This is a genomic window from Micromonospora sp. NPDC047762 (assembly GCF_043204655.1).
GTDB lineage: Bacteria > Actinomycetota > Actinomycetes > Mycobacteriales > Micromonosporaceae > Micromonospora.
In genome coordinates, this window is the sequence record NZ_JBIDCQ010000003.1 from 368,635 (window position 1) to 382,821 (window position 14,187).

Genomic DNA, 14,187 nt, shown 5'->3' on the forward strand with positions numbered 1-14,187 from the left:
GTGCCGGACCACATGGGCGCGCGGCGTCGGTGTCGATCCCGTCTGGTCTCGGTCAGTGCTGGTCAGCGCGCCGGTACGCCCTTGACCACGGCATCGGCGGGAACGTCTCTGGTCACGCAGGCGCCCGCTCCGACGGTGGCGTCGCTACCGATCCGCAGCCCCTGGAGCACCGCGGCGGTGGTGCCGATCAGCACTGCCTCGCCGAGCTGGCAGTCGCCTGAGACGGCAGCGAGTGGATTCACCGAGACGAAGTCGGCGAGAGCGGTGTCGTGGCCGACCGTCGCGTTCTGGTTGAGATGCACGTGCCGGCCGATGGTCACGTTGGTGGTGACCCGGGCGCCGGCGAACACCACGAACCCGGGGCCGTGTTCCGTGTCCGGCCCGACCGTCGCCGCCGGGTGGATGAGGCTGGTCGCCGGCGTCCCGTAGGCGTCGACGCGCTGGGCCACCGCCCGTCGGGTCCGAGGGTCCCCGATGCCGATGACGTGATGTGTGTCGGCAGGGGCGTCGCGCAGCCACGGCAGCCCGCCGAGGTACGGGACGTCCAGTTTCTGCACCCGTTTGAGGTTCTCCTCGCTGGGTCGGTCGTCGACGAAGCCGACCAGGTGCCATCGGGGTCGGTCCGCAGCGGCGTTCATCGCCCGGGCGATGCCCAGCGCCTCGCGTCCGTGGCCACCGCAGCCGACGATCACCAGTGGAATCGTCATGCCGCCCGTACCCCGCTGTGGCTGGCCAGGAACTCGTCGATCGCCTCGAAGACCCGCCCGACCTGTTGCTCGGTCAGGCCGCTGCCACTGGGTAGAGCGAGGCCGTGGGTGAAGAGCCGGTCGGCGGCCCCGGTGAGCAGACTCTCGGCACCGGCGAAGACGGGCTGGCGGTGCATCGGGTTCCAGACGGGCCGCGTCTCGATGCTCCCGCCAGCGAGGTGGGCTGCCAGGTCGGCGGCCCGCCAGCCACAGTGCTCGTCGTCCACCGTGATGACGGTGAGCCAGCAGTTGGAGTCGACGTCGTCGATGCCGACCAGTTCGACGCCGGGCACCGGTGCGAACACCTTGGCGTACTGGTCACGTAGCTGACGGCGGCGGGCGATCATCCCGTCCAGCCGGACCAACTGGGCCCGGCCGAGCGCGGCCAGGAGGTTGCTCAGCCGGTAGTTGTAGCCGGTCTCGCGGTGCTCGTAGTGCGGCGTCGGCTCCCGCGCCTGCGTGGCGAGGTGGCGGGCCTTGGCGAGCAGTGCCGCGTCGTCGGAGACGAGCATCCCACCGCCGGAGGTGGTCATGATCTTGTTGCCGTTGAAGGAGAGCGCCGCGACCTGTCCGAAGGACCCGGCCGGGCGGCCTCGGTGGTGCGATCCGAGCGCCTCGGCGGCGTCCTCGACCAGCGGGATACCGGCCTCGGCGCAGAGCGGGACGAGTCCGGTGTAGTCGACGCAGCTGCCGAACATGTCGACCGGGACGACCGCGCCGACCCGCTCACCGCGCGAGCGCAGCCGTCGCACCAGGTCGTCGACCAGGCCCACGTCCACGTTGCCGGTGCGGGGATCACAGTCGACGAAGACCGGACGGGCCCCGATGTAGCGGACGGCGTTGGCGGTGGCGATGAAGGTGAGGGTGGGCACGATGACCACGTCGTCGGGTCCGACGCCGACGCCGAGCAGCGCCAGGTGCAGGGCAGCCGTCCCGGAGTTGACGGCGACGGCCCCGCCGGTGCCCACCCGCTCGGCGACGTCGTGTTCGAACGCCTGGAGATCGGGGCCGACCGGGGCAACCCACCCCGAGCGGAGGGCGGCGACCAGGTACGACTCCTCCAGCGGCCCGATGTCCGGCGGGGACAGGTACACGGTTTCCCTCATCGGGCACCGCCCGAGCCGGTGGTGGCGGTGTTCGAGTTGCTGCGTGGGGGCGGGGACCAGCGCGGCGTACCCGTGAACTCGGGAGCCGTGACGGACCCGGCAGCGGAGATTCCCTCGCGCCGCAGCACGGTCCGCACGGTCGCGGCGAGAATCGACAGGTCGGTTCTCATGTTGTGGCTGTCCACGTACCGCACGTCGAAGTCCAGCTTCTCCTCCCAGCTGATGCTGTTGCGTCCCCGCACCTGGGCCAACCCGGTGACGCCGGGTCGCACCTCGTGCCGTCGGGCCTGGTGGGGTGAGTAGCGACCGAGGTATTCGGGCAGCAGTGGCCGTGGGCCGACCAGGCTCATGTCGCCACGCAGCACGTTCCAGAGCGTGGGCAGTTCGTCCAGGCTGCTGGCGCGCAGCCAGCGTCCGAGCGGCGTGAGTCGGTCCCGGTCGCCGAGCAGGCCGAGGCTCAGGTTGGGTGGCCGCATGGTGCGGAACTTGACCATCTCGAAGGGCTGGCCGTGCAGTCCGGCACGGCACTGGCGGAACAGCACCGGGCGACCGAGACCCACCGCGACCAGCACCGTCACCACGATCATGGCCGGTGAAGCCAGGATGAGAAGGACCGCCGCCACGACGACGTCGACGATTCGCTTACCTCGCTGCGGGCTGGTCCGGGGCAGCGACAGGTCGGCGTCGACGAGACCACCAGGCACCGGCACGTTGGACCTCCCATGGGATATTCACAAAAGGTACGTATTATTCATACCAGGACAGACCGTATGCCGAGGCTGATTAGCGACGCTCGGTCCGCATTCCCCCGATCAACCCCGAAACCCCGTAGTCGGACACGGCCAGATCTGTGCCCTTGTGCAGCTCGTGCGGCCGATGGGCCGAGCGGTAGAGTCGCGGCGACCGGTCGGGCGAGGGAAGAACCAGCCGGTCGGGCGAGGGAGATGACGTGTTGCACCTGAGGGTGGTCGCCCCGGTTGACCGGTCGGCGGAGGTCGTCGACCTGCTCGCCGAGGAGGCTGGGGTAACTCACCTGGCCGTGCTGCCCGGTGCCGCCCGGCAGCCACCGGGCGACCTGATCCTCTGTGACGTGGTGCGGGAGAGCGCCGACCGCGTACTGCGGCAGTTGCAGCGGATCGGCGTGGACACCGACGGCGGCATCGCGGCCGAGGACGTCGAGTTGACCATTTCCGCGGCGGCCGACCGGGCGGCGGACAGGGCCCCGGGCAGCGGCGCGGACGCGGTGGTCTGGGACGAGATCGCCGCGAAGACCGGCGAGCAGACCGAACTGTCCGGCACCTACCTCGTGCTGATCGTGGTGGCCACCATGATCGCCGGCATCGGTGTGCTGCTGGACCAGCCGATCCTCATCGTCGGGGCGATGGTGGTCGGCCCGGAGTTCGGCCCTCTCGCCGCGCTGTGCGTGGCGCTGCTGCGCCGCCAACTCGGGGTGGTCGGCCGCTCCGTGCAGGCTCTCGCGGTCGGCTTCCTGGCGGCCATGGTGGCGACCGTGCTGAGCACCTGGGCGCTGACCGCCGTCGGTCTGGTCAGTCGGGAGATGCTGCTCGCCGACCGTCCGCTCACCGACTTCATCTGGCGGCCGGACGCGCTGTCCTGGGTGGTCGGTCTACTCGCCGGTGTCGCCGGCATGCTCTCGCTGACGTCGAAGAAGTCCGGCAGCCTGGTCGGAGTGCTGATCTCGGTCACCACGGTTCCGGCGGCGGCGAACGTGGCGGTGGCGGCCGCCTACGGAGTGTGGGACGAAGCGGGCGGCTCGGCGCTCCAACTGGTGATCAACCTGAGCGCGATCGTCCTTGCCGGCCTGCTCACCCTCGTGGTGCAGCAGGCCTGGTGGTGGAACCTGGCCCGCCGGGCCCGTCGTCCAGCAGCCGGGTGAGCAGCGTCCGCAGCGGGATCGACTCACCGTCGCGGCCCCCCGCTCCGACGACCAACGGCGCCGGGCTGGGCTGGGGGTCGACGCCGAACAGCCGGGCCCGCAGACCTCCCGGCACAGTCAGCAGGTGGAACCGGCCGGCCACGTCCACCGCGCGGGTTTCGGCCCGGTCGACGTACCACCCGGTCAGCCCGGTCCGGTAGCGCCCACGCCCGTCGTACCCCCGGGCGACCAGCCGGGTGGTGCGCAGGCCGCGCCGGGTCGCCTCGGCCACGAACCAGGCGACCAGCTCCGCCGCCTCCGCGTGCTCGGCGGCCCGCCGCCGCGCGTCCGCGTCGGCGTGCGCCCGCACCGCCTGCCGCTGCTGATCCCGCCACTCCCGGGCGTCTCGCTGACTCACGACGCCGACGGTACGCGAGCCAGCCGGCTCCACCGCCAGTGCCGGCCGCTGTCGGTGTGGGTCGCTGCCCGCGGTCGTCCTCGGCCGGGTCTGGGCTCACCTCGACGGCCCGATGGCTCCAGATCTTGGACAGTTTCCGTTCCGTCAGGACGGAAACTGTCCAAGATCTGCTGTGCCTCGGCGTTGCGATGGCGATCGCCCGCGGCCGAGGTGCCGAGATGGCCGCCCGATGGGCCGCATCCCGGTCACCTCTCGCGCTGGGTCAGGCCAGTCCGGCGCGGCGCAGGGCCTCCGCCATCGCGTCATTGGCCGGCGCGGGTGCGCCCTGCCGCTGCCCGCCGCGACCACCCTGCTGCCCGCCGCCGCGACCGCCCTGCCCGCCACGTCCGCCCTGTGAGCCGCCGCGACTGTCCTGTCCGCCACGACCGCCCTGTCCGCCACGTCCGTCCTGCTGTCCGGTGCCGCGACCACCCTGCGGGCCAGCGGATGCGCCCTGCCCGCCGCGGCCACCCTGCGGCGCGCGCTGCGCCGGGCCGCCACGCCCCTCCTGGCCCGCCCGACCACCACCGCCACCACCGGTGGCGGGTTCGTCGTCCAGGCGCAGGGTCAGCGAGATCCGCTTGCGGGGTACGTCCACGTCGAGCACCCGGACCTTGACCACGTCACCGGACTTCACCACCTCGCGGGGGTCCTTCACGAAGGTCCGGGACATCGCCGAGACGTGCACCAGGCCGTCCTGGTGAACCCCGACGTCGACGAACGCGCCGAACGCGGCCACGTTGGTGACGACGCCCTCCAGCACCATCCCCGTCGTCAGATCGCTGATCTTCTCCACCCCCTCGACGAAGGTGGCGGTGCGGAACTCCGGGCGGGGATCCCGGCCCGGCTTTTCCAACTCGGCGAGGATGTCGGTGACGGTGGGGAGGCCGAACCGGTCGTCGACGAAGTCGGTGGCCCGCAGCCCGCGCAGGATGCCGCTCTTGCCGATCACCGAGCGCAGGTCCTGCCCGGTGGTGGAGAGGATGCGGCGCACCACCGGGTACGCCTCGGGGTGCACGCTGGAGGAGTCCAACGGGTCGTCGCCACCGGGGATGCGCAGGAAGCCGGCGCACTGTTCGAACGCCTTCGGCCCGAGCCGCGCCACCTTCTTCAACTCGGTGCGCGTACGGAACGGCCCGTTGGCGTCCCGGTGCAGCACGATGTTCTCGGCCAGGCCGGCGCCGATTCCGGAGACCCGGGTCAGCAGCGGCGCGGAGGCGGTGTTGACGTCCACCCCGACCGCGTTCACGCAGTCCTCCACTACCGCGTCCAGCGACCGGGACAGCTTCACCTCGGACAGGTCGTGCTGGTACTGACCGACGCCGATCGAGCGTGGGTCGATCTTGACCAGCTCCGCGAGGGGGTCCTGGAGGCGGCGGGCGATGGAGACCGCGCCGCGCAGCGACACGTCCATCCCGGGCAGCTCCTGGGAGGCGTACGCGGAGGCGGAGTAGACCGACGCGCCGGCCTCGGAGACCATCACCTTGGTCAGGCCGAGCTGCGGGTGTCGGGCGATCAGATCACCGGCGAGCTTGTCGGTCTCGCGGGAGGCCGTGCCGTTGCCGATCGCGATCAGCTCCACCCCGTGCGCCCCGGCCAGCCGGGCGAGGGTCTCCACCGACGCGTCCCACTGCCGGCGCGGCTCGTGCGGATAGATCGTGTCGGTGGCGACCACCTTGCCGGTGGCATCCACGACGGCCACCTTCACGCCGGTCCGTAGGCCCGGGTCCAGGCCCATCGTGGGCCGGGTGCCGGCCGGCGCGGCGAGCAGCAGGTCCCGCAGGTTGGTGGCGAAGACCCGGACGGCCTCCTCCTCGGCCGCCTGCCACAGCCGCATCCGCAGGTCCGCGCCGAGGTGGATGAGGATCCGGGTACGCCACGCCCAGCGGACCGTGTCGGTCAGCCAACGGTCGGCCGGGCGGCCCGCGTCGGACACCCCGAACCGGCCGGCGATGGCCGCCTCGTACCGGGTCGGGCCGGTCGGTGCGGCGTCCGCCTCGCCTGCCTCCTCCGACTCCATGGTCAGGTCGAGCACGCCCTCCTTCTCGCCCCGGAACATCGCCAGGATCCGGTGCGAGGGCAGCTTCGGGTACGGCTCGGAGAAGTCGAAGTAGTCGGCGAACTTGGCGCCGGCCGTTTCCTGACCCTCGCGTACCCGGGAAACCAGCCGACCCCGCGACCACATCTGTTCGCGCAGCGTGCCGATCAGGTCGGCGTCCTCCGCGAAGGTCTCGATGAGGATGGCCCGTGCGCCCTCCAGCGCGGCGGCGGCGTCCGCGACGCCCTTGTCCTCATCGACGAACCCGGCGGCGGTGGCCTTCGGGTCCTGACCCGGGTCGGCCAGCAGCGTCTCGGCCAACGGGGCCAACCCGGCCTCGCGGGCGATCTGCGCCCGGGTCCGCCGCTTCGGCTTGTACGGGAGGTAGATGTCCTCCAGCCGGGACTTCGAGTCGGCGGCCATGATCTGCGCTTCCAGGGCCTCGTCGAGCTTGCCCTGGGTGCGGATCGACTCCAGCACCGCGGCCCGCCGCTCGTCCAGCTCGCGCAGGTAGCGCAGCCGCTCCTCCAGGGTGCGCAGCTGGGTGTCGTCGAGCAGGCCGGTGGCCTCCTTGCGGTAGCGGGCGATGAACGGCACTGTCGAGCCGCCGTCGAGCAGCTCCACGGCCGCCCGCACCTGACGCTCGGCCACGCCGAGCTCGTCGGCGATCCGCTGATGAACAGACTGGGTCACGATCTCGATCCGCCTTCGGGAGTGGGTACCGGTTGCATTCTGCCGGGCGGCCCCGGTCGCTGTCGCCGCGCCCGGCCCAGGGCGGGGGACCGAACCGCGGCGCCTGGCCGGGGTGACCGGCGGCGGTCCCGTCGGGCCTGCGCTAGCGTTGCGATCATGGAATCTGCTGCGGAGCCGCGCGCCCGGCGGCTCTTCGGCGGCAGCGCCCGGGCCCTCGGCGACCTCACGGCCAACCCGTTCCGTGCCGACCGGGACCGGATCGTCGGCTCGCCGTTCTTCGCCCGCCTCGGTGGTGTCACCCAGGTGATCAGCCCGGTCGGCTCCGGGCTGCTGGTGCACAACCGGCTCACCCACAGCCTCAAGGTCGCCCAGGTGGCCCGGGCGGTCGCCGAGCGGTTGGGAGCCGACGAACGGTGGCGTGACCTGCTGGACAAGCTCGGCGGCTGCGACCCCGACGTGGTGGAGGCGGCGGCGCTCGCCCACGACCTCGGCCACCCACCGTTCGGGCACCTGGGGGAGCGGGTGTTGGACCGGCTGGCCCGCCAGCGTCTCGGCCTCTCCGACGGTTTCGAGGGCAACGCGCAGTCGTACCGCATCGTCACCAGCACCGAGATCCGTGGCGCGGCCACCACCGGGTTGGACCTGACCGCGGCGGTCCGCGCGGCAATGCTGAAGTACCCGTGGACCCGCCTGGACCACCCCGACCCGCACCCGCGCACCATGGACCCGCCGCCGCGCGGCGCCACCCCGCCGCCGGACGACCCGGAGAGCGGGTCGTCGAAGTTCGGCGCGTACCGGACCGAGCTGGACGACCTGCGGCAGGCCCGGGCACCGTTCGCCGACCGCATCCCGGACTGGCAGCAGACCGTGGAGGCGTCCGTGATGGACACCGCCGACGACATCGCGTACGCCATCCACGACGTGGAGGACTTCTACCGGGTCGGGGTGCTCCAGCAGGGTTCGGTCTCCGCGGAGTTGATGGCCTGGCAGCGCGAGAGCGCGCAGCTGCGGGCGATCACCGACGCGGCGCTGGCCACGGCTGCCCGGCGACCCGGGGCGGCGATCGAGCGGCTACGCCGGCAACTGCACCGCAAGGACGCCTGGATCGCCGACGACGACGCGTTCGCCGCCGCCGTCGAGCACGTCCGCGAGGAGTTGGTGGACGGGCTGCTCGCGATGCCGTTCGACGGCTCGATCGAGGCCGAGCAGTACGTGGCCCGGTTCTCCGCCCGCTGGTCCACCCGCTTCGTCGAGGCGATCACGGTCACCGAGCAACCGTCGGTGCGCTCCGGGCACGTGCTGCTGGGCTGCGCCCAGTGGCACGAGGTGCAGGTGCTCAAGTTCGTCCACCACCGGTTCGTGCTGGCCCGCCCGGACCTCGCCCTGCATCAGCGCGGCCAGGCCCGGCTGCTGGGCACCCTGGTCGAGGCTCTCTGGGAGTGGCTGCTCGACCCGGAGGAGGAGTCCCGGCTGCCCCGCCGGCTGCACGACCTGGTCGAGCTGGCCGAGGCGGAGCTGCACCCGCGTACCCCGGACCGGATCGGTCGCGCCCGGGGCCGGGCCATCGTCGACTTCGTCGCGCAGCTCACCGACGGTCAGGCGGTGGCCATGCTCGACGCGCTCTCCGGCCGGTCCGGCGCGCTCTGGACCGACGCGTTCGTGCTCTGACCCGACGGCCGCCTCAGGTGATCCTGCGACGGCCTACCTCCGGCGATGCCTGGTGTGGCCTGCCTCAGGCGACGGCCTGCCACCACCCGTCGACGGCGGGCGGCTCGTCGACGATGACCCGCTCGCCGGGGCGGGGCACGGCGAGGCGTACGTCGCGGGCCTTCGCCTCGGCCCACAGCCGGTCGACCGGCTCGGACCAGTCGTGCAGGGCCAGGTTGAAGGTCGCCCAGTGCACCGGCACGAACAGCCCGCCGCGCAGGTCGAGGTGGGCGCTGACCGCCTCCTCCGGGAACATGTGGATCGTCGGCCAGGCCCGGTCGTACGCGCCGATCTGCATCAGCGTCACGTCGAACGGCCCGTGCTCGGCGCCGATCTCGGCGTAGCCGTCGAAGTAACCGGAGTCGCCGGTGTAGAAGACCTTGCGGCGCGCCCCGGCCACCACCCACGAACTCCAGAGCGTGCCGTCGCGGCGCAGCCCACGTCCGGAGAAGTGCTGGGCGGCGGTGGCGGTGATCTCCAGGCCGGCCACCCGGTGCGACTCGGACCAGTCCAGCTCGATGATCCGTTCGGCGGGTACGCCCCAGCGGTCCAGGTGCGCGCCCACCCCGAGCGGCACCAGGAACGGCGCGGACTGCCCGGCGAGCAGCGCCCGCACGGTGGCCATGTCGAGGTGGTCGTAGTGGTCGTGCGAGATCAGGATGGCGTCCAGCGGGGGCAGCTCGTCGATGCCCACCGGTGGCTCGTGCAGCCGGCGTGGGCCGACCAGACCCGAGGGGGAGCACCGCTCGCTCCAGACCGGGTCGAGCAGCACCCGCCGGCCCTCGATCTCGATCAGCGTCGAGGCGTGGCCGTACCAGACGATGTTGAGCTCGTCGGCGGCCTCCGGCCCGTCGGCGCTGGGGCGCAGCAGCGGGACGGCCGCGGTCGGACGCCGCTTCTGCTTGCCGAAGATCAGCTCGCGGACCAGGTTGCGCCCCGGCTCGGCGACCATCGTGCGGGTGCCGGCCCGGTTGTGGAAGGTGCCCTCGCGGAACTGCGGCGAGCGGGCCGCCCGTTCGGCCCGTACCCCGCTGAGCCGGCCACCCAGGGCCGCCGGCACATCCCGGGCGACCCAGGCCAGGCCGGCCAGCGCGGCCAGGCCGGCGGCGCCTCGCATCCGCCGCCCGAGCGACCGTTCGACGTCCGTGTTCTGCGCTCGTGCCATTGCCGTCCCTCCGACGTGTCCGCCCTACACGGTAGTCACCCGGACCGAACCGTGCCTCGGTGGTCGCCACGCCGGGCCGGCCGCCGGCAGCGGCGACCGACCCGGGACGAACCTAGCCGCCGTTGCTGGGGCGCCGGGCGGTGATCCGGAACGTCCTGCCCACGCCCGCGATCCGGTCCACCGCCGCCAGGAACTTCGGGCCCATGGCTGCGCGGGCCTGCACCGCCGGGTGGGTCGCGCCGAAGTCGTCCGGGTTGGCCTGCCCGTCGGCGAAGAGGGCGTAGGTGAGCACCGCCGCGCCGGAGCGGTCGAAGATCACACCGGCCTCGTGCCGGGCGTCGGCGTACCAGCCGGCCTTGGTGGCGATCCGGGCCCGCTCGTCCGAGGACATGGTGCGCCGGATGCCGTCGGTGAACGCCACCGGGGAGCGCAGGAGGCCCAAGAGGTACGTCGTCGAGGCGGGGGAGAGCAGCGTGCCGGCGACCAGGGCGCGCAGCAGGTCGTGCGTCTCCCGGGGGGTGCTGGTGCCGAGGAAGAACCGGTTCGGGTTGGCCACCGGCTCGACCTGGGTGTTCGGGAAGCCCTTGGCGACCAGGATGGAGTTGATCTCGGCGGCCGGGGCGACCAGCCCGCACAGCCGCACCGCCGTGTCGTCCGAGACGGTCAACAGGTTGGCCAGCACGTGCCCGATGGTGACCAGGCTCGGGTACGCGCCATCCAGGCTGAAGATGCCGTCGCCGCCCGGTACGACGATTGTCGAGCTCACCTCGACCTGCTGGTCCAGGGTGAGCAGGCCCCGGTCGACCTTGTCGAGCACCGCCGTGGCGACGGCGATCTTGTTGACGCTGTACGCCTCGATCCGCCGGTCCGCGTCAGCCTCGACCGCTACCACGGGCGCACCGGCCGGGTCGGCGACGCTGACGTACGCCTGCCAGTTGCCGCCGGCCTCGGCGCTGTGCTTGGCGAAGACGGAGGCGACCCGACGGGCGGCCCGAGCGGGGGTGGTCGGCGACGCCTCGGTGGTCTCGGCTGCGCTCGCCGGGGCGGCGGCGCCCAGCACGGTGCCGGCGGTGGCCACAGTGCCCAGTCCGAGTGCCGTTCTGCGGTTCAGTCGCATGGTGAATCGTCTCCCCGATCGTGGTGTGCCTGAGCGCTTGCTGGCCCACCACCCTAGGCGAGTTGATCGATGCACGATGCCCCCGAACATGTCCCGAACAGTCCCGAACAGCTCAGCCGAACCGTCGGCGCAGCGCGGCGCCCACCGCGCCCACCGGCCCGGACACGAGTTGCCGCAGGTCGGGCAGGTGGCCGCCGCGTACCGCCTCGCCGGCCGGGTTCGCGGTGAAGACCGAGCCGTCGTGCGCGGCGACCGAGCGTCCACTCAGGCCGGCCGCGCGCATCAACGGCCCGACGAGGACGTCGTAGACCCCCGGCAGCACGGTGAACCCGGCCCGCAGCACCACGTTGAGCCTGCCCACCGACACCTCCCGGCGGGGTCGGTCCACACAGTGCACGATGGCCCGGGCCACCCGCTGCGGCCCGGCCACCGGCGGCGGAGGTCGCCCGACGCGGCCCAGGTAGTTGGCCGCCTGCTGGTACACCGGTGTGTCCACACTGCCCGGGTTGACCAGGCACAGCCGGATCTCCGGGCTGTCGCGCAACTCCTGCTGCACCGTCCGGGCCAGACCCTGCAACCCCCACTTGCTCGCCACGTAGGCGCTCATGTACGGCGCGGTGATGTGCCCGAGCACCGAACCGGTGAGGATCACAGTGCCGGCCCCGACAGCACGGAAGTGCCGCAGCGCCACCCGCACCGAGCCGGCAGCGCCGAGCAGGTCGGTCCGTACCACCTGGTCGAAGACCCGTTGCGGCAACTCGTCGAAGCGACCGTAGGCCATCACCGCCGCCGTGTGCACCCACACGTCGACACGGCCGAAGCGGTCGATCGCGGCCTCCGCGAGCGCGTCCAGCGCGTCCGGCTCGGTCACGTCGGTCGGCACTGTCAGCACGTCGACGTCGGCGCACTCAGCGCGTACCTCGGCCAGGGTCGTGGTGGCGCGGGCGGCGAGGACCAGGCGGTCGCCGCGCTCGGCGAACGCCCGGGCCGTCGCCCGGCCTATGCCGCTGGTCGCGCCAACGATCACGACCACCCGGCTCACGGCACTCTCGCACTCATGGTTCGAGCACGACCTTGATGCAGCCGTCCTCCTTCTTCTGGAACATCTCGTACGCCTGCGGCGCCCGGGCCAGCGGCATCCGGTGGGTACGCAGGTCCTCCACGCCCAGTGGGTCGTCGTCGCCGGAGAGCAGCGGCAGGATCTCGTCGGTCCACCGGCGCACGTGACACTGCCCCATCCGCAGCTGGATACCGCGGTCGAACATCTCCATCAGCGGCATCGGGTCCGCCTCGCCGCCGTACACCCCGGAGAGCGACACGGTGCCGCCGCGGCGAACCCCCTTGAGCGCGGCGTGCAGGACGGACAGCCGGTCCACGCCGGCCCGGTCGGTCATCGTCTGGGCCAGCTTGTCCGGCAGCAGGCCGACGGCGGTGTGGGCAAGCTTGCCCATAGGCGACCCGTGCGCCTCCATCCCGACCGCGTCGATCACCGCGTCCGGGCCCCGGCCGTCGACCAGGTCGATCAACGCGCCCGGCACGTCGGACAGTTGGCTCACGTCGAGCACCTCGATGCCGTGCCGGCGGGCCAGCTCCAGCCGCTCCGGCACGAGGTCCAGCCCGATCACCCGGCCCGCGCCGAGGTGACGGCCGATCCGCGCGCAGAACTGCCCGACCGGGCCCAGACCGAAGACGGCCAGGGTGCCGCCCGGCGGGGTGTCGGCGTACTTCACCGCCTGCCAGGCGGTGGGCAGGATGTCGGACAGGTAGAGGTAGCGCTCGTCGGCGCCGGTCTCCGGGATCTTGATCGGCCCGAAGTGGGCCTGCGGGACACGCAGGTACTCGGCCTGCCCGCCCGGCACCGAACCGTAGAGCGAGGTGTAGCCGAACAGGGACGCGCCCTTGCCCTCGCTGGTGACCTGGGTGGTCTCGCACTGCGCGTAGAGCTGGCGCGAGCACATCCAGCAACTGCCGCAGGCGATGTTGAACGGCACCACCACCCGGTCGCCCGGCTTGAGCCCGCTCACCTCCGACCCGACCTCCTCGACGATGCCCATCGGCTCGTGGCCCAGGACGTCACCCGGCTTCAGGTACGGCCCGAGCACCTCGTACAGGTGCAGGTCGGAACCGCAGATCGCGGTCGAGGTGATTTTCACTATCGCGTCGGTCGGTTCCTCGATCCGAGGGTCCGGGACCTCCTCGACCCGTACGTCCCGCTTGCCCTGCCAGGTGAGCGCCTTCATGTCCCTCATCCCCTTCACGCTGCCGTCTCAAAGGACTGCTACCCGGGCTCGGGCACTTGAACCTGGCCGCCCGTCCCTGGCCTGTGGTCGTGGTTCCCGCGTCCTCCCTCCCGGGTCTGTCGGTGGCGGGTCTGTTGGTGGCCGGGTTTGTCGGTGGTTGCGGTGAGGGCTGGGGGCGACCGTCCCTGGCTTCGGGCGGTCAGGCTTGATCCCTACGCCGGGGACGGTCGCCCCCAGCCCTCGTGGACTTTGTCCGCCGGCGCGTTGCCGGCGGAGCAGCTCAGCCCTGGTGCGTTCGCAGGGCGGGCACGTGATCGGCGCATCCGCCGTGTCGAGTCCGCGCGTTGTGCTTCGTTCGCGCATCCGCGTGTCGAGTTCCCGCGTCGAGCGTCGAGTTCCCGCGTCGAGCGTCGAGTTCCCGCGTCGAGCGTCGAGTCCGCTCATCGGGCGTCGGGTCCGCTCATTGGGCGGCGAAATGCGTGTCTTGACGCATCTTGTCGTGCCGGCACTTGGGCCGCGTGGCCTTGATCCACTCGAGTTCCTTGAAGTCGCGGCATCCCAGGCCCGGCAACAGGCCGACTTCCTGAAACTCGAGTGGATCATCGTGATACGCGACCGGTGGGGCTGTGCGCGACGCGGCAAACGGCGGCGCGACGGGTGGTGTAAGGCGCGACCGGTGGAGCAAGGTTCGACGGGGAGGCGAGGGACGCGCCGAGTGAAGCTTGGCGCGACGGTACAGGCGGGGAGCGGCGGGTCTGGGCGCGCTGGATGCGGGTCGAGGTGCGGTGGGCCGGCCGCAAAGCATGGGCCGCAGTGCGTGGGATGAGGTGCCGCGGGCCGGAGCGGGCGGGGATTCGGTTCAACCGGACCGGGTTCATGAGCGCGCTGGCTCGGGGATCTGTCGACGTACCCCAGCAGGAGCGCACGGTGCGGACGAGCCGTGACCAGGGTCAGGGCTGGGGCGACCGTCCCCGGCGGAGGGATCAAGCCTGACCGCCCGTAGCCGGGGACGGTCGCCCCAGCCCCACCGCAACCGAAGCCC

The 14,187-nt window shown here is 72.2% G+C and carries 11 protein-coding genes; 2 read left to right on the top strand and 9 right to left on the bottom strand.

Annotation, left to right across the window (positions count from 1 at the left end):
- Positions 1 to 62 precede the first annotated feature (62 nt).
- From ACGF3C_RS12485 to ACGF3C_RS12495, 3 genes are read right to left on the bottom strand one after another with little or no spacing between them, the layout of a single operon-like run.
- A complete protein-coding gene (locus ACGF3C_RS12485) occupies positions 63 to 707 on the bottom strand; it encodes an acetyltransferase (protein WP_357227898.1) in 645 nt (214 codons plus the stop codon).
- Positions 704 to 1,852, bottom strand: a complete 1,149-nt coding sequence (locus ACGF3C_RS12490; protein ID WP_393221454.1) for a DegT/DnrJ/EryC1/StrS family aminotransferase — start codon at positions 1,850 to 1,852, stop codon at positions 704 to 706. Before ACGF3C_RS12490 ends, ACGF3C_RS12485 begins: the two co-directional genes overlap by 4 nt.
- On the bottom strand, positions 1,849 to 2,562 hold the full coding sequence (locus ACGF3C_RS12495) for a sugar transferase (RefSeq protein ID WP_357227893.1): 714 nt from the start codon (positions 2,560 to 2,562) through the stop codon (positions 1,849 to 1,851). Before ACGF3C_RS12495 ends, ACGF3C_RS12490 begins: the two co-directional genes overlap by 4 nt.
- 239 nt (positions 2,563 to 2,801) lie before the next feature.
- On the opposite strand from ACGF3C_RS12495, the gene ACGF3C_RS12500 reads away from it, so the two are divergent.
- Positions 2,802 to 3,749: a DUF389 domain-containing protein gene (locus tag ACGF3C_RS12500; protein ID WP_393221457.1), complete on the top strand. Its 948-nt coding sequence runs from the start codon at positions 2,802 to 2,804 to the stop codon at positions 3,747 to 3,749.
- Here ACGF3C_RS12500 and ACGF3C_RS12505 read toward each other — a convergent pair.
- Together ACGF3C_RS12505 and ACGF3C_RS12510 are read right to left on the bottom strand one after the other, a co-directional pair.
- Positions 3,679 to 4,146 carry a hypothetical protein gene (locus ACGF3C_RS12505; RefSeq protein WP_357227888.1) on the bottom strand — a complete coding sequence of 156 codons (468 nt, stop codon included), beginning with the start codon at positions 4,144 to 4,146 and terminating at the stop codon, positions 3,679 to 3,681. The genes ACGF3C_RS12500 and ACGF3C_RS12505 overlap by 71 nt on opposite strands.
- A gap of 262 nt (positions 4,147 to 4,408) precedes the next feature.
- Positions 4,409 to 6,916, bottom strand: coding sequence for a Tex family protein (locus tag ACGF3C_RS12510; protein WP_393221460.1), 2,508 nt, complete (start codon positions 6,914 to 6,916; stop codon positions 4,409 to 4,411).
- 156 nt (positions 6,917 to 7,072) lie between these two features.
- Between ACGF3C_RS12510 and ACGF3C_RS12515 the strand changes: the two genes are divergently transcribed.
- Positions 7,073 to 8,584, top strand: coding sequence for a dGTP triphosphohydrolase (locus ACGF3C_RS12515; protein WP_357233683.1), 1,512 nt, complete (start codon positions 7,073 to 7,075; stop codon positions 8,582 to 8,584).
- A 64-nt stretch (positions 8,585 to 8,648) separates the two neighbouring features.
- On the opposite strand, the gene ACGF3C_RS12520 is transcribed toward ACGF3C_RS12515, so the two are convergent.
- The 4 genes from ACGF3C_RS12520 to ACGF3C_RS12535 form a co-directional block, all read right to left on the bottom strand.
- Positions 8,649 to 9,788 (bottom strand): MBL fold metallo-hydrolase, encoded by a 1,140-nt coding sequence (locus tag ACGF3C_RS12520; RefSeq protein WP_393221464.1) that lies wholly within the window; start codon positions 9,786 to 9,788, stop codon positions 8,649 to 8,651.
- Positions 9,789 to 9,900: 112 nt separating this feature from the next.
- Positions 9,901 to 10,905, bottom strand: coding sequence for a serine hydrolase (locus ACGF3C_RS12525; protein WP_393221467.1), 1,005 nt, complete (start codon positions 10,903 to 10,905; stop codon positions 9,901 to 9,903).
- 112 nt (positions 10,906 to 11,017) lie between these two features.
- The gene (locus ACGF3C_RS12530; RefSeq protein WP_357228693.1) at positions 11,018 to 11,947 is read right to left on the bottom strand and encodes an SDR family NAD(P)-dependent oxidoreductase; all 930 of its coding nucleotides are present in this window, start codon (positions 11,945 to 11,947) and stop codon (positions 11,018 to 11,020) included.
- A gap of 13 nt (positions 11,948 to 11,960) precedes the next feature.
- A complete protein-coding gene (locus tag ACGF3C_RS12535) occupies positions 11,961 to 13,145 on the bottom strand; it encodes a zinc-dependent alcohol dehydrogenase (RefSeq protein ID WP_357228698.1) in 1,185 nt (394 codons plus the stop codon).
- Positions 13,146 to 14,187 lie beyond the last annotated feature (1,042 nt).

Coding starts and splice junctions, on each gene's coding strand:
- ACGF3C_RS12485 (WP_357227898.1), bottom strand. CDS start 707: ATGACGATTCCACTGGTGATCGTCGGCTGCGGTGGCCACGGACGCGAG.
- ACGF3C_RS12490 (WP_393221454.1), bottom strand. CDS start 1,852: ATGAGGGAAACCGTGTACCTGTCCCCGCCGGACATCGGGCCGCTGGAG.
- ACGF3C_RS12515 (WP_357233683.1), top strand. CDS start 7,073: ATGGAATCTGCTGCGGAGCCGCGCGCCCGGCGGCTCTTCGGCGGCAGC.
- ACGF3C_RS12520 (WP_393221464.1), bottom strand. CDS start 9,788: ATGGCACGAGCGCAGAACACGGACGTCGAACGGTCGCTCGGGCGGCGG.
- ACGF3C_RS12525 (WP_393221467.1), bottom strand. CDS start 10,905: ATGCGACTGAACCGCAGAACGGCACTCGGACTGGGCACTGTGGCCACC.
- ACGF3C_RS12535 (WP_357228698.1), bottom strand. CDS start 13,145: ATGAAGGCGCTCACCTGGCAGGGCAAGCGGGACGTACGGGTCGAGGAG.